The sequence below is a fragment of the Microbaculum marinisediminis genome, from assembly GCF_025397915.1.
Taxonomy (GTDB): domain Bacteria; phylum Pseudomonadota; class Alphaproteobacteria; order Rhizobiales; family Tepidamorphaceae; genus Microbaculum; species Microbaculum marinisediminis.
In genome coordinates this window covers 132,729-148,272 of sequence record NZ_JALIDZ010000002.1, presented here as the reverse complement: position 1 = coordinate 148,272, position 15,544 = coordinate 132,729, and the positions used below count along the sequence as shown (strand labels likewise).

Below are 15,544 nucleotides of genomic sequence, written 5' to 3'. Positions count from 1 at the left end.
GAGGAGCCTGACAGTTGAAACTCGCGACCCTACGTGACGGCACCCGCGACGGCCGCCTCGTCGTCGTTTCCGCCGATCTGAAGCGCTGCACGCCGGCGGGAACCGTGGCCGGCACGCTGCAGCACGCCCTCGACGACTGGGCCGCCGCCGAGCCGGGCCTGCGGCAGATCGCCGAGCAGCTCGATCTCGGCATGATCGCCGGCGAGCCGTTCGATCCCGCCGAAAGCATGGCGCCGCTGCCGCGCGCCTTCCAGTGGGCCGACGGGTCCGCCTACGTCAATCACGTCGAGCTGGTGCGCAAGGCGCGCGGCGCCGAGATGCCGGAGACATTCTGGACCGACCCGCTGATGTACCAGGGCGGCTCGGATTCCTTCATCGGCCCGTGCGATCCGGTCCTCGTCGCCGACGAGGCCTACGGCATCGACATGGAGGCGGAGATCGCCGTCATCGTCGACGACGTGCCGATGGGCGCGAGCCCCGAGCTTGCCGCCGGCAGCATCCGCCTGATCATGCTGGTCAACGACGTCAGCCTGCGCAACCTGATCCCCGCCGAGCTGGCCAAGGGCTTCGGCTTCTTCCACGCCAAGCCGTCGACGGCGTTCTCGCCCGTCGCCGTCACCCCCGACGAGCTCGGCGCTGCCTGGGACGGCCACCGCGTGTCGCTGCCGCTGCTCACCGCGCTCAACGGCGAGCCGTTTGGCAAGCCGCGCGCCGACGTCGACATGACCTTCGACTTCCCGACCCTGATCGCCCATGCCGCCAGGACGCGGCCGCTGTGCGCCGGCACCATCGTCGGCTCGGGCACCGTCTCCAACAAGCTGGATGGCGGGCCGGGCAAGCCGGTTTCCGAGGGCGGGGCGGGCTATTCCTGCATCGCCGAGATCCGCATGGTCGAGACGATCAACGAGGGCGCGCCCCGGACCGGGTTCCTGACGTTCGGCGATCGCGTGCGCATCGAGATGACCGACGCCGACGGCCATTCCATCTTCGGGGCGATTGATCAGGAAATCGCAAAATACTCGGCTCCGGGAGCGAATTGATGGTTCGCGTGGACTCCCTAGTTCCAGTCCAGCCCCCGCATCGCGGGGCATGAGCAAGAACCGGAACTGGAAAGGAATACGATGTCCAACACCTCGCAGACCCTCGTCATCCCCATGCTGGGGCCGCTCTACCGGGCGCTGTCGCCGCTTTCGGAGCTGCTGCTGCGCCTCGTCGTCGGCGGCTTTCTCATCCCGCACGGCATGCAGAAGGCGTTCGGCGTCTTCGGCGGCGGCGGGTTCGCCGGAACGGCGGGATGGATGGGCAGCATCGGCCTGGCGCCGGGCTGGCTGTTCGCCGCGCTCGCGATCTTCGTCGAAATTGGCTGCGGCGTGCTGATCATGATCGGCTTCCTGACCCGCCCGGCCGCCGCGCTGGCCTGCGGCTTCCTGCTCGTCGCCGCCGTTTCGGTGCATGCCGCCAACGGCTTCTTCGGGCAGAATGGCGGCTACGAATATTCCGTCTTGTGGGCGGTGGCCGCGCTGTTCTTCGCCGTTCGCGGGGCAGGGCCGATCTCGGTCGACCGCGCGCTCGGCCGCGAGTTCTAGAAAAAACGGAGGACGCCCAGGGATGGCGAAAACGTTCGCATCGACCGGAGACACGGCCGAGAAGACCATCACCTTCGCCGAGATCGGCGAGGGCCTTTATGCCTTCACCGCCGAGGGCGACCCCAACACCGGCGTGATCGTCGGCGACGATTCCGTCATGGTGATCGACGCGCAGGCGACCCCGGTCATGGCCCGCAAGGTCATCGAGCGGGTGCGCACCGTCACCGACAAGCCGATCCGCTACGTCGTGCTGTCGCACTATCACGCGGTGCGCGTACTCGGCGCCTCGGCCTACGGCGCCGACGAGATCCTCGCCTCCGAGGCGACCCGCTCGCTGATCGTCGAGCGTGGCAAGGAGGACTGGGAGTCCGAGCTCGGCCGCTTCCCGCGGCTGTTCCAGGCCGCCGAGTCCGTGCCGGGCCTCACCTGGCCGACCATGACGTTCCCGACCCGGATGACCGTCTGGCTCGGCAAGCGCCGCGTCGACCTCATCCATCTCGGCCGCGGCCACACCGCCGGCGACACGGTCGCCTGGGTGCCGGATTCCAGGGTGATGTTCTCCGGCGACCTCGTCGAGTATCACTCCGCCTGCTATTGCGGCGACGCCCATTTCGCCGACTGGCCGAAGACGCTGGACACGCTCGCCGCCTACAATCCGCGCGCGCTGGTGCCCGGCCGCGGCGACGCCCTGGACAGCCCGAAGATGGTCGCCGACGGCATCGCGCTCACCCGCGACTTCCTGACCACGCTCTACGACTCGGTTTCGGAGAGCGCCGCGCGCGGCCTCACCCTGAAGCAGGCCTTCGACCGTTCGCGCGAGGTCATGGACCCGAAATTCTCGAAGTTCGCGATCTACGAGCACTGCCAGCCCTTCAACGTCGCGCGGGCCTATGACGAGGCGCGCGGCCTCGACCATCCGCGCATCTGGACCGCCGAGCGCGACCGCGAGATGTGGGAGGCGCTGCAGGGCTGACCCACGAACAGGCTCAAGAACAAGGCCGGAAAGGCAAGAGCGGAGTCGGGAGGAAACAATGGGTGAAACGCAAAGTCGCCACGCGGTATTCAGCTTCCGCTACAGCCGCTCGGCCGATCAGGACGCGCAGGCGCCGGTCCGCCATCCGGTGATCATCGTCGGCGCCGGCCCGGTCGGCCTGTCCGGCGCCATCGATCTGGCCCAGCGCGGCATTCCGGTCGTGGTGCTCGACGACGCCGACCGCATCGGCGAGGGCTCGCGCGGCTTGTGCTATTCGAAGCGCTGCCTGGAAATCCTCGACACGCTCGGGGCGGGCGAGGCGGTCGCCGGCAAGGGCGTCGACTGGAAGCTCGGCAAGGTCTACTTCCACGATCAGGAGGTCTACGAGTTCGATCTGCTGCCGGAGCCCGGCCACAAGATGCCGGCGTTCGTCAACCTGCAGCAGTACTACCTCGAGAAATACCTGGTCGAGCGCGTCGAACAACTCGACATCGTCACCGTGCGCTGGCGCAACAAGGTCACGGCCGTCGAACAGGACGCGGATGGCGTCACCATCGATATCGAGACGCCGGAGGGACCCTACCGGCTCGTCGCCGACTGGCTGATCGCCGCCGACGGCGCCAACTCGACGCTGCGCCGGCTGATGGACATCGAATTCGTCGGCGAGACCTTCCGCGACCAGTTCCTGATCGCCGACATCAGGATGGAGGCCGATTTCCCGGCGGTCCGGCGCTTCTGGTTCGAGCCTCCGTTCCACAACGGCCAGTCGACGCTGTTGCACAAGCAGCCCGACAACGTCTGGCGCGTCGACTTCCAGATCGGCTGGGACGCCGATCCGAAGGAGGAGACCCGGCCGGAGAAGGTCCGCGCCCGCCTCGACAAGATGATGCAGGGGCGTCCCTACGAGCTCGAATGGGTGTCGGTCTACACCTTCCAGTGCCGCCGCAACGAGCACTTCCTCTACGACCGGGTGATCTTCGCCGGCGACGCCGCCCACCAGGTCTCGCCGTTCGGCGCGCGCGGCGCCAATTCCGGCATCGAGGACACCCACAATCTCGCCTGGAAGCTCGCCCTCGTGCTGAACGGGGAGGCGCCCGCCTCGCTGCTCGGCTCTTACGATCTGGAACGCATCCAGGCCGCCGAGACCAATATCGGCCACTCGACGCGCTCCACCGACTTCCTGGTGCCCAAGAGCCCCGGCGACAAGCGCCTGCGCGACGCCGTGCTGGATCTTGCCCGCGAATTCCCGTTCGCGCGCCGGATGGTCAATTCCGGCCGGCTGCATACCGCCGCCCATTACGACAGCCCGCTGACGACACCCGACAGCGACGAATTCGACGGCACGGTCGCGCTCGGAGACCCGGCCGCCGACGCGCCGCTGGTCGATGCGGCGGGCAAGCCGGTCTGGCTGCTCAACGCCCTGTCGCGCGATTTCACGCTGGTCCGCGTCGCCGACGGCGACCGGCCCAATGTGCCGGAGGGCGTGACGCTCATCACCATCGGCGACGATCTGAACGACGCTTCGGGCCTGTTCAAACAGCGCTACGACGCCACGCCGGGCGCCTGCTACCTGTTCCGTCCCGACCAGTATCTGACCGCCCGCTTCCGCTCCTACGACCGGTCGCGCGTGGAGGCCGCGCTCAAGCGCGCCAGGGGAGAGATGAATGGCTGATCTCGACACCGCATCGCGTTTCGACAACCCCGACGCCGCCTTTCACGTCCTCGTCGACGCGCATCGCGACCTCGACGCGGAGGCGAGCGCCGAGTTCAACGCCCGCCTCGTCCTGCTGCTGGCCAACCATATCGGCGACCTCGACGTCTTGCGCCAGGCGGTCGCCGCGGCCCGCAAGGCGGCGCGATAGGGCCGCCCGACCGGATTTCGGCCCCCCGCGGTGACCCCGCAGTGGCTCCGGGAACGGCATTCGGCTCGTAATTGTCGGTCCGCGCCCCTATCTGAAAACGGACCGCCGACCCGGGAGACGACCATGCGCGCCCTTGCCGCCCTCTGCACCACGCTGTTCCTCTTCGCCTTCGCGGCCGCCGCAACGGGCCCCGCGGCGGCGCAGGAGGCGGAACCGGAACTGATCTTCAAGAAGTCGACCGTCTGGAAGTTCCTCACTCCCGACCACAAGCTCGCCACCTATGCCCTGGACGATCCCAAGGTCGAGGGCGTCGCCTGTCACTTCACGGTGCCGGAAAAGGGTGGCATCAGCGGCATGTTCGGCGTTGCCGAGGAACTGTCGAACGCCTCGCTCGCGTGCCGGCAGATCGGCCCGGTTTCGTTCAACGAAAAATTCGAGCAGGGCGAGGAGATGTTCCGCGAGCGCCGCTCGGTCTTCTTCAAGAAGATGCGGATCGTGCGCGGCTGCGACGCCAAGCGTAACGTGCTGGTCTATCTCGTCTATACCGACAAGCTGGTCGAGGGCAGCCCGGAGAATTCCACCTCGACCGTGCCGATCATGCCCTGGGCCGGCGCCGAGGCGCCCCGCTGCGCCGATTTCATCGAGGAATAGGGCGGATATCCGCGAGAAACAGGCTCGTCTCGCGCGCCGGCAGCCGCCGACTTTGCAGCCGATCGGAATTGCCGGATTATTTTTCCCGCGATACGTGCAGTATCCGCAGGGTCCGCTATTGTGCTACGCAATATCCGGATTTGGCGCTGCAGTGTAAAGGGAGTTCGTCTTGCAACCAATTGTTCGTCCCGAGGCCGTCGTCTTCGACGTCGGCAACGTCCTGCTCGACTGGAATCCGGCCTATCTCTACGAAAAGCTGATCCCCGGCGGCGAGGAACGCGAATGGTTCCTCACCCATGTGGTCACCCTGGGCTGGCACCTGCATCAGGATCGTGGCCGAAGCTGCGCCGACGGGATCGCCGACCTGTCCAAGCGGTTCCCGGGCTCCGCCGACCTGATCGCCGCCTTCTACGACCGCTGGCTGGAGACGATCGGTGGGCCGATCCAGGGCACCGTCGCGGTGATGGAACAGCTGCGCGCCGCCGGCGTTCCGGTGCACGCGATCACCAATTTCGCCGCTGAGCTGTGGCCGGTCACGGTCGAGGAATACCCCTTCCTTGGCGAGTTCGGCGAGGCCGTGGTGTCCGGCGAGGTCGGTTACGTCAAGCCGGATCCGCGCATCTTCGACGCGCTGGTCGCCCGCACGGGGCGCGCGCCGGGAACGATGGTGTTCATCGACGACCGCACCGACAATGTCGATGCCGCCCGCCAGCTCGGTTTCCAGGCCGTGCACTTCACCACCCCCGAGGCGCTTGCCGCCGATCTCTCCGCGCTCGGCCTGCCGGTCTCAGCCCCCGCAGCCGATGCCGCGCTGCAGGCATAGATCGGCCTGGGTCATCGGCCTTCCGTAGTCCGATTTTACCAGAACCGGTGCTGCGAACAGGAAAATGGTGCCGGCGAACATCGAAACCATCGCCAGCGACATCACGAACTTACCCATCGGAGTGGCCCCTTCGATACGCGGGTGAACAACAACGTGGGCGGACGATAGGAAACCGCGCCTGAGCCGGACCTGAAGCCCCCGTTCATCCGCGGTTCAGGCGGGGCAACGATGCCGCCCGGCGGCCATTGGGAAGGGGCCCTGGCCGTATCGCTGTGACCTCCCCATCCCCACGTCATGCCCGGGCGTGACCCGGGCATCTCGTGCCGCACGCCCGAGATTGCCGGGTCAGGGCCGGCAATGACGTGCAGGAGGAATGGGGTTCCCGCTTTCTGCATAGAGGACAGAATCGCGCGGACGGGCCGCATGGGTCCCGGATCACGTCCGGGACACGCGTTTGTTCGGGTGGCACGGCCGTGGCCAAAAGCAAGGCCGCGTGCTCCGGGCTTGACCCGGAGCCCATGGACCGGAGCCGAGGGACTCGTCCCTGGGACCGGAGCCGAGGGACCGGTCCCTGGGACCGGAAGCCTGGCTATTGCCTCTCCGGCCGCGTCACCGTGTCTTCTTCCCATCCCCTACGTCATGCCCGGGCGTGACCCGGGCATCTCGTGCCGTCTTCCGCGGCGGTGCCGGGCCGCCCCCCGGGCTACCGGCCGCGACACTGCGCGCGGTGAGCCCTTGACGCCGGGCCCCGCATGCGCGCATATCGCCACCCATGACGGCTTCACGCGGAATTATCATTCGCTCGATCATTATTTGCGGCTAGCGCACACGCTGGCCGCGGCCGTTCCTTATTTCCTGAAAGCTTAAGGACACTCGGGCGCCCCGGCCGGCAGGCAGGTGAGGGTTTGACGTGAGTTTGCGGCTTTACAATACGCTGACGCGGACGAAGGCGGAATTCCGTCCGCTCGACCCGGCAAATGTGCGCATGTATGTGTGCGGGCCGACCGTCTACGATTTCGCCCATATCGGCAACGCCCGACCGGCGATCGTCTTCGACGTGCTGTTCCGGCTGTTGCGCCACGTCTACGGCGCCGACCACGTCAAATACGTCCGCAACATCACCGACGTCGACGACAAGATCAACGCGCGCGCCGCCCGGGACTATCCCGACCTGCCGCTCAACGAGGCGATCGGCAAGGTCACCGCGTTGACCGAGCGCCAGTATCACGAGGACGTCGACGCGCTCGGCTGCCTGCGCCCCACGGTGGAGCCGCGCGCGACCGAGCATATCGGCGAGATGAAGGCGCTGATCGAGAAGCTGGTCGCGGGCGGCCACGCCTATGTGGCCGAGGATCACGTCCTGTTCGACGTGCCCTCGATGCCCGAATACGGCAAGCTCGCCCGCCGCTCCCTCGACGAGATGCAGGCCGGTGCCCGCGTCGACGTCGCGCCCTACAAGAAGGACGCGATGGATTTCGTCCTGTGGAAGCCGTCGAAGCCCGGCGAGCCGGCCTGGGACAGCCCCTGCGGCATCGCCGCGCCGGGCCGCCCCGGCTGGCACATCGAGTGCTCGGCCATGGCCTGGAAGCACCTGGGCGAGACCTTCGACATCCACGGCGGTGGCGTCGACCTGGTCTTTCCGCACCACGAGAACGAGGTCGCCCAGACCTGCTGCGCCTTCCACTCCGAGCGCATGGCGCAGGTGTGGATGCACAACGGCTTCCTCCAGGTCGAGGGCGAGAAGATGTCGAAGTCGCTCGGCAACTTCATCACCATCCGGGAGCTGTTGGAGAAGGGATGGCCGGGGGAAGTCCTGCGTTTCGCAATGCTAAAAACGCACTATCGTCAGCCGATAAATTGGACGCACAAAGGGATAGTTGAAGCGACCTTGGAGCTCCAAGGAATTAGCAATTGGACAAGCGGCCTCGACTACGAGCCGATTTCCAGTGACGTAGCACCAAGCGTTTTGGACGCACTAAGCGATGACCTGAATACCCCCAAAGCCTTTGCGGAGCTGCACCAATTAATTGGTGCCCTTAAATCGCACTCCGACGCGGACAAGCAGCAAAGCGATTTGCTCGATCAACTGCGCAATTCACTGAGATTACTGGGTATCGGTGATTTGGATGGGTTTGACGCGAACCGGATAATCGCGACGGTCACCCATGGAAAAATCGAAGTCGATGAGGCTGAAGTAAGTGCCCTGATCGCCGCCCGCGCGGCCGCCCGCGCGTCGAAGGACTGGGCCGAGGCCGACCGCATCCGCGACGACCTCGCCGCCAAGGGCATCGCCCTGAAGGACGCCAAGGACCCCGAGACCGGCGAGCTGGTCACCACCTGGGAGATCGCACGATGACCGAAGAGTCCCCAAAGCCCGGGGGGAAGCCCGAGGGGAAGCACACCTGGCACGACGACACGCCGTTCCCGAAGCGCTGGATCGGCTATGTCGCGATCAAGGTGATCGTCCTCGCCGTCGCCGTCGGTCTCGGCCTGTGGTGGGCCGGGCTCTTGTGAGCCGGCCTGTTGTCAGCCGGACTTTTGTGAGGAGAGCGCCATGACGACCGGAACCCCGGTAATGACGGGCGGCTGCCAGTGCGGCGCGGTGCGCTATGCCGTCCACGCCGAACCCTACAACCGCCACATCTGCCACTGTCGCATGTGCCAGAAGGCGTTCGGCGGCTTCTTCGCCCCGCTCGTCAATGTGCGCAACGAGGATTTCGAGGTCACCCGCGGCGAGATCGCGATCTTCCGCTCCTCGCGCGACGTCGAGCGCGGCTTCTGCGCGGCCTGCGGCACGCCGCTGACCGTCTTCACCGACGGCGACGACCACCTGAACGTCGCCATCGGCAGCTTCGACGAGCCGGCGCGCCTGATGCCCGAGATCCAGATCGGCATCGAGGCGCGCATGCCCTGGTTCGCCGCGCTGCCGGGCCTGCCGGAGCAAACCACCGAGGCGGCGGCGGAGAAATACGGCTTCATGGACGAGCTGGCCGTGATCGCCGCCCACAACCACCAGCATCCCGACCACGACACGACGGACTGGCCGCCGCAAGACCGGCCGCCGGAATCCAGGCCGAAGGAGAGCGAGCGATGAGCCGCGAACGCCTGTATCTGTACGATACGACCCTGCGCGACGGCGCGCAGACGCCCGGAGTCGATTTCTCGGTCGAGGACAAGATCCAGATCGCCGGCCTGATCGAGCGGCTCGGCATCGATTATGTCGAGGGCGGCTGGCCCGGCGCCAATCCCACCGACACCGAGTTCTTTGCTGAGAAGCGCACCGCCAGGGCCCGCTTCGCCGCCTTCGGCATGACCAAGCGCGCCGGCCGCTCGCTGTCCAACGATCCCGGCCTCGCCACCGTGCTCGACAGCGCCGCCGACACCGCCTGCCTCGTCGCCAAGACCTGGGATTTCCACGTCACCGTCGCGCTCGGCACCACGCTGGAGGAGAACCTCGAGGCGATCGCCGAATCCGTCGAGGCCGTGGCGGCCAGCGGCAAGGAGCCGATGCTCGACTGCGAGCACTTCTTCGATGGCTACAAGGCCAATCGCGACTACGCGCTCGCCTGCGCCAGGGCCGCCTATGACGCCGGCGCCCGCTGGGTCGTGCTGTGCGACACCAACGGCGGCACCTTGCCCGAGGAGGTCGCCGCCATCGTCGCCGACGTCGCCCAGGTGGTGCCCGGCGACCGGCTCGGCATCCACGCCCACGACGACACCGGCAACGCGGTCGCCAATTCGCTGGCCGCGGTGCGCGCCGGCGCCCGCCAGATCCAGGGCACGCTCAACGGCCTGGGCGAGCGCTGCGGCAACGCCAATCTGGTCTCGCTGATCCCGACCCTGAAGCTCAAGCCCGCCTACGCCGAGGCCTTCGAGACCGGCGTCGACGACGACGCCCTGGCGCATCTGACGCCGATCTCGCGCACCTTCGACGAGATCCTCAACCGCGCGCCGGCGCGCCAGGCGCCCTATGTCGGCGAGGCGGCGTTCGCCACCAAGGCCGGCCTGCATGCCTCGGCGATCCTCAAGGATCCTACCACCTACGAGCATGTCGCCCCGGAAACCGTCGGCAACCGCCGCCGCGTCCTCGTCTCCGATCAGGCCGGCCGCTCCAACCTGCTCGCCGAGCTCGACCGGCTCGGCATCCAGGTCGACCGCGACGACCCGGGCGTCGGCCGGCTGCTCGACGAGGTCAAGCGTCGCGAGGCCGATGGCTGGGCCTACGAGGCCGCCGACGCCTCCTTCGACCTGCTGGCCCGCCGGACGCTGGGCAAGGTGCCCGAGTTCTTCCGCGTCGAGAGCTTCCGGGTGCTGGTCGAGCGCCGCTACAACGCGGTCGGCGAACTGGTCACCGTGTCGGAGGCCACCGTGAAGATCACCGTCGATGGCGAGCCGCTGATGTCGGTGGGCGAGGGCAACGGCCCGGTCAACGCGCTGGATCAGGCGCTGCGCAAGGATCTCGGCCGCTTCCAGCGCTTCATCGACGATCTCGAGCTTGCCGACTACAAGGTGCGCATCCTCAACGGCGGCACCGGCGCCACCACCCGCGTCCTGATCGAAAGCCGGGACGCGGCGGGCAACCGCTGGTCGACGGTCGGCGTCTCCCCCAACATCGTCGACGCCTCGTTCCAGGCGCTGGTGGATTCGGTCACCTGGAAGCTGCTCAAGTCCGACGCCGCCCCGGCCCGGGCACCCGCATCGGCGCTGGCCGGCTAGGCCGGTCCGTACCGCTTCTACGTCATGCCCGGCCGTATCGCCGTGTCCTCTCCATTTCCACGTCATGCCCGGGCGTGACCCGGGCATCAGGTGCCGTACGCCCGGGATTGCCGGGTCAGGCCCGGCAATGACGTGGAGGGGAGTGAGCGGCGCTCGCCGCCCCCCACCTTCCCGCATCACAGAAAACGCCGTGCTGATGGGCTGCATGGGCCCTGGATCTCGTCCAGGGCACGCGTTTGTTCGGGTGGTTAGGCCGTGCCCCAATCCAGCCGCGTGCTCCGGACTTGATCCAGAGCCCATCTCGCGGACCCCGGATCGCACCGCTGTCCCTTTTCCACGTCATGCCCGGGCGTGACCCGGGCATCTCGTGCCGTACGCCTGGGATTGCCGGGTCAGGCCCGGGAATGACGGGAGGGGATGAGTCGCGGCGGGGAGCTCTGCCCTCATCCTGAGGAGCCGCCCGCAGGCGGCGTCTCGAAGGATGGCCCGCCCGGGACGGCTCCTCGGCGCGACCATCGGCCGCTCGCGCATATATTCACGTTACGGTATATTTCCGTCCGACCTCGATATCGGAGGGCGCCGAACCGCTTCGGAAGGGCAGGATGCTCAAACGCAACCGCTGGTTCATCACGCTGGCCCTTGTCTACGCGCTGCTGGCCGGGCTCGTCGGCATCAGCCGTATCGAGATGCCCGCGCTGCTTCCCGGCGACGGCGCGCGCCTGCACGGACATCTGATGCTGTTCGGGTTCGTGACGATGATGATCTACGGGATCGCGCTGCACGTCCTGCCGCGGTTTGCCGGGCGGGTCCTGTTTTCCGAGCGCATGGCCGACGCGCAGTTCCTCCTCGCCAATCTCGGGCTCTGGGTGATGATCTACGGCTGGCTGGCCCTCGACGATGTCGCCCTGGGCGTCGGCGGGGCCGTGTCGTGGCTCGCCATGGCCCTATTCGCAGTCAATATCGCCGCGACGGTGCGGCTGTTCGGCCCGAGGGTGTAGCGACATGACCGAATACCGCGGCTGCGAGCTGCCCGAGGATCTCTATTACGACCTCGACTATCTCTGGGCGCGGCCGGGCGACGACGGCACGTTCACGCTCGGCCTGACCGACCCGGCCCAGACCATGGCGGGCCGCGTCGTCGCCGTCATGTTCCGCAAGGTCGGAACCCACCGCAAGGCCGGCCGCCACGTGGCGACGCTGGAGTCGGGCAAGTGGGTCGGCGGCGTGCCGCTGCCCTTCGACGGGACCATCGAGCAGATCAACCCGGCGGTGGTCGACGATCCCGGCATCGTCAACGTGTCGCCCTATACCGACGCATGGCTGCTGATCGCCAGGCCGGACGATCCGGACGAGGCGATGGCCCGGCTGAAAAGGGGGCCCGAGGCGATCGCCGCCCTGAAGGCCTGGGTCGACCGCTACGACATCGAGTGCATGCGGTGCGTCGACTAGGGGGCGGGCGCCAGGAGACCGGTGGATGAAGGTGCAGCTTCTCGTTTCGGAATGGTGCGAGCCCTGCGACCGCGCCGAGGCGATCTGGCGCGAGGTCGCCGAGATGCGCGAGATCGAGCTCGAGGTGCTCGACATGGCGCAGCCCGAGGGGCGCGCGGTGGCGAAGCGGCTGGGCATCCGGTCCATTCCCGCGCTCGTCATCGACGACGCGCTGAAGGGGCTGGGCGTGCCGACCAGGAGCGCCGCCCTCGAATATGTGGCGGCGGCGCCGCCGCGCGTGCGCACCGCGGTGCTCCATGTCGGCCTGGTGATGGGCACGTCGAGCCGGGCGGCAGTGCTGGCGGCGGTGGCCTATCTGCTGGTGGGCGGCGGGTTTTTCGCCTGGTACGGCGGCCTGCCGCAGAGCGAGCCGCCGCGCCTGGCGGCCATCCACCTGTTCACGCTCGGCTTCGTGACGTTCATGATCTACGGCCTCGGCGAGCACCTGCTGCCGCGCTTCACCGGCAACCCCATCCGCTTCGGCGCGGCGGCATGGGCGCAGCAGGGCCTCGCCCACGCCGGGCTTCTGGCCTTCGTCCTGGGCACGCTGACCGAGACGCGCGTCCTCCTGTCGACCGGCGCGACGTTGGCGTGGCTGGCGCTGCTCGTCTTCACCACGCGCATTCTGCCGGTGCTGTGGCCGGCCCCGACCGCCCGCCCCGCCACCGGGGCAGTGCAGGCCGAGTAGCGCGTCCAGCCTGGCCGATACTGCACCGTCGTGCGTTTTTCGACGTTATGCCCGGGCGTGACCCGGGCATCTGGTGCCACACGCCCGGGATTGCCGGGTCGAGCCCGGCAATGACGTGGAGGTGGCTCGCCGACCCCACCTTCCCACATCGATAAAAACGCCGTGCTGATGGGCTGCATGGGCCCTGGATCACGTCCAGGGCACGCGTTTGTTCGGGTGGCAAGGCCCTGCCAAACAGCAATGCCGCGTGCTCCGGGCTTGACCCGGAGCCCAGGGGCCGGAGCCACACGCGTCGCAGCCCCATGCGCCGAAGCCCAATACGACAGGGCCAAGAGACTGCACGGCCGCGCCTTTCTCCCCGTCATGCCCGGGCGTGACCCGGGCATCTGGGGCGTCGGGGCTACATCCGCTCGGCGACCTGGGCTTCCGTCAGCGCCGGCTTCGGTGCCTTTGCGGCTTCCTCGCGCAGGTGCGGGATCACGTCCTCGATCTTCTCGACGACGATATAGCCGACGTCGAGATCGCGGCGGATGAAGGCTTCCTGGCGCATGTGATCGAACAGCACCCGCAACGGATCCCAGTAGCCGCCGATATTGGCGAGCGCCACCGGCTTGGCGTGCTGGCCGAGCTGCGACCAGGTCAGCATCTCGACGGTTTCCTCCAGGGTGCCGATGCCGCCGGGCAGGGCGACGAAGGCGTCGGACTGCTCGAACATCAGCCGCTTGCGCTCGTGCATGTCCGGCGTGACCGTCAGCGTCTGCACGTCGCGCAGCATGCGTTCGCGCTCGACCAGGAATTCCGGGATGATGCCGGTGACGGTACCGCCGTTGCGCAGTACGGAGCGGGCAACCGCGCCCATCAGGCCGAGGCTGCCGCCGCCATAGACGAGGCCGATGCCGTTTTCGACGAGCAATTCGCCGAATCGGTCGGCCGTTTCCTTGAACACAGGGTCCCGGCCATCGCTGGAACCGCAGTAAACGCAGATATTCTTGATCTCACTCATCGCTGTATGAGGCCTTTTCGCCGCGAATCCGTCAAGTCGGAGCGGACTTGTCCTTTCCCGTCGCACAATATAGGTGAGGTATGAACAAGTTACGCGCGATTGCCGCCTGTATCGCGTCACCCTGCGGCAGTCGGGGCCGGAACTGGGGGACGCCCGGCCGCAGGATAAATCGTCCACCCGCGGAGCGCCGGGTTACATGGGCCAACAGCAGAAATACATTCTTGCCATCCTCGTGATCCTCGTCGTCGCGGGCCTGGCCGGTCTTGGCATCTATTACGCCACGCAAGAGCTTGGCCAAACGGACGTCGCCGGGACGCAGGACCAGGATACGGTCTTGGCACCGGCCGGGGACCAGGCCGGCGAGGAAGCGGCAACGGCGGGCGAGGCGGTCGCGCCGCGCTTTGATATCGTCCGTGTCGAGCCCTCCGGCGAGGTGGTCGCCGCCGGCCGTGCGTCTGTCGGCGCGCGGGTCGAGTTGCTGCTCGGCGACGACGTGATCTCCAGCGCCGAAGCCAATGCCGGCGGAGAATGGGCGCTGGTGTTCGAAGAGCCGCTCAAGCCCGGCAGCTACGATCTGGCGCTGCGCGCCACCGGTCCGGACGGCGCAGGCGAGATGGTCGAGGGCGACCGCGTGACGGTCGTGATCGAGGGGCCGGACAAGACGCCGCTCGTCGCCGTCACCCGTCCTGGCCAGCCCACGGAAGTGCTGCAGACCCCGGCGGAAACCGGGGAGACGGCCATGGAGGCGCCCGCTGGGGCACCAACCGAGACCTCCGGGGAGACCGTAACCGCCGAGGCGAAGCCGCAGGAACCGGCCGCGGGGCGGGGCTCGACGCCCGAACAGCAGGCGGCCGAACAGCCCGCAGCCGAACAGGCCGGGGCCGAACCGCGGCAGACGGCCGAAGCAGGAACGTCGGCGCAGGCCGGCGCCGAGCTGGCCCAGGAGCCGGCCGGGCAGCCGGCAAGCCCGCAGGAGCCCGCAGATCAGGAGACTGCCGCCCAGGAGTCTGGTGCCGATCAGCTCGCCTCCGGCGAGCAGGTTGCCGCCGCGACGCCGGAACAGCCCACCGGCGAGGAGCCGGCCGCTCCCGCGGTGGACATCGCCATCGAGACGGTGGAGGTCGAGGATCCCGACCGGCTGATGCTGGGAGGCCGCAGCGGCGCGGGCCAGGCCGTGCGCGTCTACATGAACAACGAGCGGCTCGCGGATGTGGAAGCGGGCGCCGACGGACGCTGGACCCTGTCCGCTGAGCGCCCGATGCCGCCCGGCCGCTACGAGGTGCGTGCCGATGCGATCGGTGCCGATGGCGCCGTGCAGGGCCGCGCCGAGGTGAAGTTCGACCGGGTTCGGGTGGTCGCCGAAGGCGACCCGGCAGCCGACGAGGGCACGACCGGGCCGACGCCCGAGCCGACGGTTTCGGGCGCCGCGGGAGCCGCTTCGGAAGGCTCCGAGGTCACCATCGTCTCGCGCACCGCCGGTTCGGGCGCGGCCTCGAGCGGCGCTGCGGTGGGCGAGGGCGCGGGCACCTCCGTCGTGGTCATCGCGCGCGGCGACAATCTCTGGCGGATCGCCAGGAAGCTATACGGCCAGGGCGTTCGCCACACAGTGATCTACGAGGCCAACAGGAACCAGATCCGCAACCCGCACCTGATCTATCCGGGCCAGGTGTTCACGATCCCCGTCCTGGAGGACGAGGAGGGGCCGAAAGGCTGACGCCGGCGGTTTCGCGCCTTATATAGAACCGTCAAAACAA

17 protein-coding genes are annotated in these 15,544 nt (G+C 67.9%); 15 read left to right on the top strand and 2 right to left on the bottom strand.

Annotated elements, in window-relative coordinates; genetic code table 11:
- The first annotated feature begins 14 nt into the window (after nucleotides 1–14).
- From MUB46_RS04045 to MUB46_RS04015, 7 genes are all read left to right on the top strand, one after another.
- Nucleotides 15–1,040: a fumarylacetoacetate hydrolase family protein gene (locus MUB46_RS04045; protein WP_261614597.1), complete on the top strand. Its 1,026-nt coding sequence runs from the start codon at nucleotides 15–17 to the stop codon at nucleotides 1,038–1,040.
- A gap of 81 nt (nucleotides 1,041–1,121) precedes the next feature.
- Complete coding sequence (locus tag MUB46_RS04040) at nucleotides 1,122–1,586, top strand: DoxX family protein (RefSeq protein ID WP_261614596.1); 465 nt, start codon at nucleotides 1,122–1,124, stop codon at nucleotides 1,584–1,586.
- A 22-nt stretch (nucleotides 1,587–1,608) separates the two neighbouring features.
- Nucleotides 1,609–2,559, top strand: a complete 951-nt coding sequence (locus tag MUB46_RS04035) for an MBL fold metallo-hydrolase (protein WP_261614595.1) — start codon at nucleotides 1,609–1,611, stop codon at nucleotides 2,557–2,559.
- Between the two features lie 58 nt (nucleotides 2,560–2,617).
- Complete coding sequence (locus tag MUB46_RS04030; protein ID WP_261614594.1) at nucleotides 2,618–4,231, top strand: FAD-dependent oxidoreductase; 1,614 nt, start codon at nucleotides 2,618–2,620, stop codon at nucleotides 4,229–4,231.
- Nucleotides 4,224–4,421, top strand: a complete 198-nt coding sequence (locus tag MUB46_RS04025) for a DUF2783 domain-containing protein (protein ID WP_261614593.1) — start codon at nucleotides 4,224–4,226, stop codon at nucleotides 4,419–4,421. The genes MUB46_RS04030 and MUB46_RS04025 overlap by 8 nt, the downstream gene beginning before the upstream one ends.
- 123 nt (nucleotides 4,422–4,544) lie before the next feature.
- On the top strand, nucleotides 4,545–5,072 hold the full coding sequence (locus MUB46_RS04020) for a CreA family protein (protein ID WP_261614592.1): 528 nt from the start codon (nucleotides 4,545–4,547) through the stop codon (nucleotides 5,070–5,072).
- A 169-nt stretch (nucleotides 5,073–5,241) separates the two neighbouring features.
- Nucleotides 5,242–5,895 carry an HAD family hydrolase gene (locus MUB46_RS04015; RefSeq protein WP_261614591.1) on the top strand — a complete coding sequence of 218 codons (654 nt, stop codon included), beginning with the start codon at nucleotides 5,242–5,244 and terminating at the stop codon, nucleotides 5,893–5,895.
- Here the strand turns inward: MUB46_RS04015 and MUB46_RS04010 are convergent.
- Entirely contained in the window at nucleotides 5,860–6,012 is a 153-nt protein-coding gene (locus MUB46_RS04010) for a hypothetical protein (protein ID WP_261614590.1), read from the bottom strand. The genes MUB46_RS04015 and MUB46_RS04010 overlap by 36 nt on opposite strands.
- Before the next feature lie 793 nt (nucleotides 6,013–6,805).
- On the opposite strand from MUB46_RS04010, the gene cysS reads away from it, so the two are divergent.
- The 7 genes from cysS (at nucleotide 6,806) to MUB46_RS03975 (ending at nucleotide 12,787) form a co-directional block, all read left to right on the top strand.
- Entirely contained in the window at nucleotides 6,806–8,251 is a 1,446-nt protein-coding gene (cysS, locus tag MUB46_RS04005; RefSeq protein ID WP_261614589.1) for a cysteine--tRNA ligase, read from the top strand.
- Nucleotides 8,248–8,409: a hypothetical protein gene (locus MUB46_RS04000; RefSeq protein WP_261614588.1), complete on the top strand. Its 162-nt coding sequence runs from the start codon at nucleotides 8,248–8,250 to the stop codon at nucleotides 8,407–8,409. Before cysS ends, MUB46_RS04000 begins: the two co-directional genes overlap by 4 nt.
- Before the next feature lie 40 nt (nucleotides 8,410–8,449).
- Nucleotides 8,450–8,989 carry a GFA family protein gene (locus MUB46_RS03995; protein ID WP_261614587.1) on the top strand — a complete coding sequence of 180 codons (540 nt, stop codon included), beginning with the start codon at nucleotides 8,450–8,452 and terminating at the stop codon, nucleotides 8,987–8,989.
- On the top strand, nucleotides 8,986–10,611 hold the full coding sequence (cimA, locus tag MUB46_RS03990; protein ID WP_261614586.1) for a citramalate synthase: 1,626 nt from the start codon (nucleotides 8,986–8,988) through the stop codon (nucleotides 10,609–10,611). The genes MUB46_RS03995 and cimA overlap by 4 nt, the downstream gene beginning before the upstream one ends.
- 602 nt (nucleotides 10,612–11,213) lie before the next feature.
- Nucleotides 11,214–11,609 (top strand): cbb3-type cytochrome c oxidase subunit I, encoded by a 396-nt coding sequence (locus tag MUB46_RS03985; protein ID WP_261614585.1) that lies wholly within the window; start codon nucleotides 11,214–11,216, stop codon nucleotides 11,607–11,609.
- A 4-nt stretch (nucleotides 11,610–11,613) separates the two neighbouring features.
- Nucleotides 11,614–12,060, top strand: coding sequence for a biotin/lipoyl attachment domain-containing protein (locus MUB46_RS03980; RefSeq protein ID WP_261614584.1), 447 nt, complete (start codon nucleotides 11,614–11,616; stop codon nucleotides 12,058–12,060).
- Nucleotides 12,061–12,085: 25 nt separating this feature from the next.
- On the top strand, nucleotides 12,086–12,787 hold the full coding sequence (locus MUB46_RS03975) for a glutaredoxin family protein (RefSeq protein WP_261614583.1): 702 nt from the start codon (nucleotides 12,086–12,088) through the stop codon (nucleotides 12,785–12,787).
- Between the two features lie 400 nt (nucleotides 12,788–13,187).
- Here the strand turns inward: MUB46_RS03975 and MUB46_RS03970 are convergent, their stop codons facing one another.
- Nucleotides 13,188–13,790, bottom strand: a complete 603-nt coding sequence (locus MUB46_RS03970) for an LOG family protein (RefSeq protein WP_261614582.1) — start codon at nucleotides 13,788–13,790, stop codon at nucleotides 13,188–13,190.
- Between the two features lie 196 nt (nucleotides 13,791–13,986).
- Here MUB46_RS03970 and MUB46_RS03965 point away from each other — a divergent pair, with 196 nt between their 5' ends.
- Nucleotides 13,987–15,504, top strand: a complete 1,518-nt coding sequence (locus MUB46_RS03965; protein ID WP_261614581.1) for a LysM peptidoglycan-binding domain-containing protein — start codon at nucleotides 13,987–13,989, stop codon at nucleotides 15,502–15,504.
- Nucleotides 15,505–15,544: the final 40 nt, after the last annotated feature.

Excerpts from the sequence above, each read along its gene's own strand:
- MUB46_RS04040 (WP_261614596.1), top strand. The coding sequence starts at position 1,122 with ATGTCCAACACCTCGCAGACCCTCGTCATCCCCATGCTGGGGCCGCTC.
- MUB46_RS04035 (WP_261614595.1), top strand. The coding sequence starts at position 1,609 with ATGGCGAAAACGTTCGCATCGACCGGAGACACGGCCGAGAAGACCATC.
- MUB46_RS04030 (WP_261614594.1), top strand. The coding sequence starts at position 2,618 with ATGGGTGAAACGCAAAGTCGCCACGCGGTATTCAGCTTCCGCTACAGC.
- MUB46_RS04025 (WP_261614593.1), top strand. The coding sequence starts at position 4,224 with ATGGCTGATCTCGACACCGCATCGCGTTTCGACAACCCCGACGCCGCC.
- MUB46_RS04020 (WP_261614592.1), top strand. The coding sequence starts at position 4,545 with ATGCGCGCCCTTGCCGCCCTCTGCACCACGCTGTTCCTCTTCGCCTTC.
- MUB46_RS04010 (WP_261614590.1), bottom strand. The coding sequence starts at position 6,012 with ATGGGTAAGTTCGTGATGTCGCTGGCGATGGTTTCGATGTTCGCCGGC.
- MUB46_RS04000 (WP_261614588.1), top strand. The coding sequence starts at position 8,248 with ATGACCGAAGAGTCCCCAAAGCCCGGGGGGAAGCCCGAGGGGAAGCAC.
- MUB46_RS03995 (WP_261614587.1), top strand. The coding sequence starts at position 8,450 with ATGACGACCGGAACCCCGGTAATGACGGGCGGCTGCCAGTGCGGCGCG.
- cimA (WP_261614586.1), top strand. The coding sequence starts at position 8,986 with ATGAGCCGCGAACGCCTGTATCTGTACGATACGACCCTGCGCGACGGC.
- MUB46_RS03985 (WP_261614585.1), top strand. The coding sequence starts at position 11,214 with ATGCTCAAACGCAACCGCTGGTTCATCACGCTGGCCCTTGTCTACGCG.
- MUB46_RS03980 (WP_261614584.1), top strand. The coding sequence starts at position 11,614 with ATGACCGAATACCGCGGCTGCGAGCTGCCCGAGGATCTCTATTACGAC.
- MUB46_RS03975 (WP_261614583.1), top strand. The coding sequence starts at position 12,086 with ATGAAGGTGCAGCTTCTCGTTTCGGAATGGTGCGAGCCCTGCGACCGC.
- MUB46_RS03970 (WP_261614582.1), bottom strand. The coding sequence starts at position 13,790 with ATGAGTGAGATCAAGAATATCTGCGTTTACTGCGGTTCCAGCGATGGC.
- MUB46_RS03965 (WP_261614581.1), top strand. The coding sequence starts at position 13,987 with ATGGGCCAACAGCAGAAATACATTCTTGCCATCCTCGTGATCCTCGTC.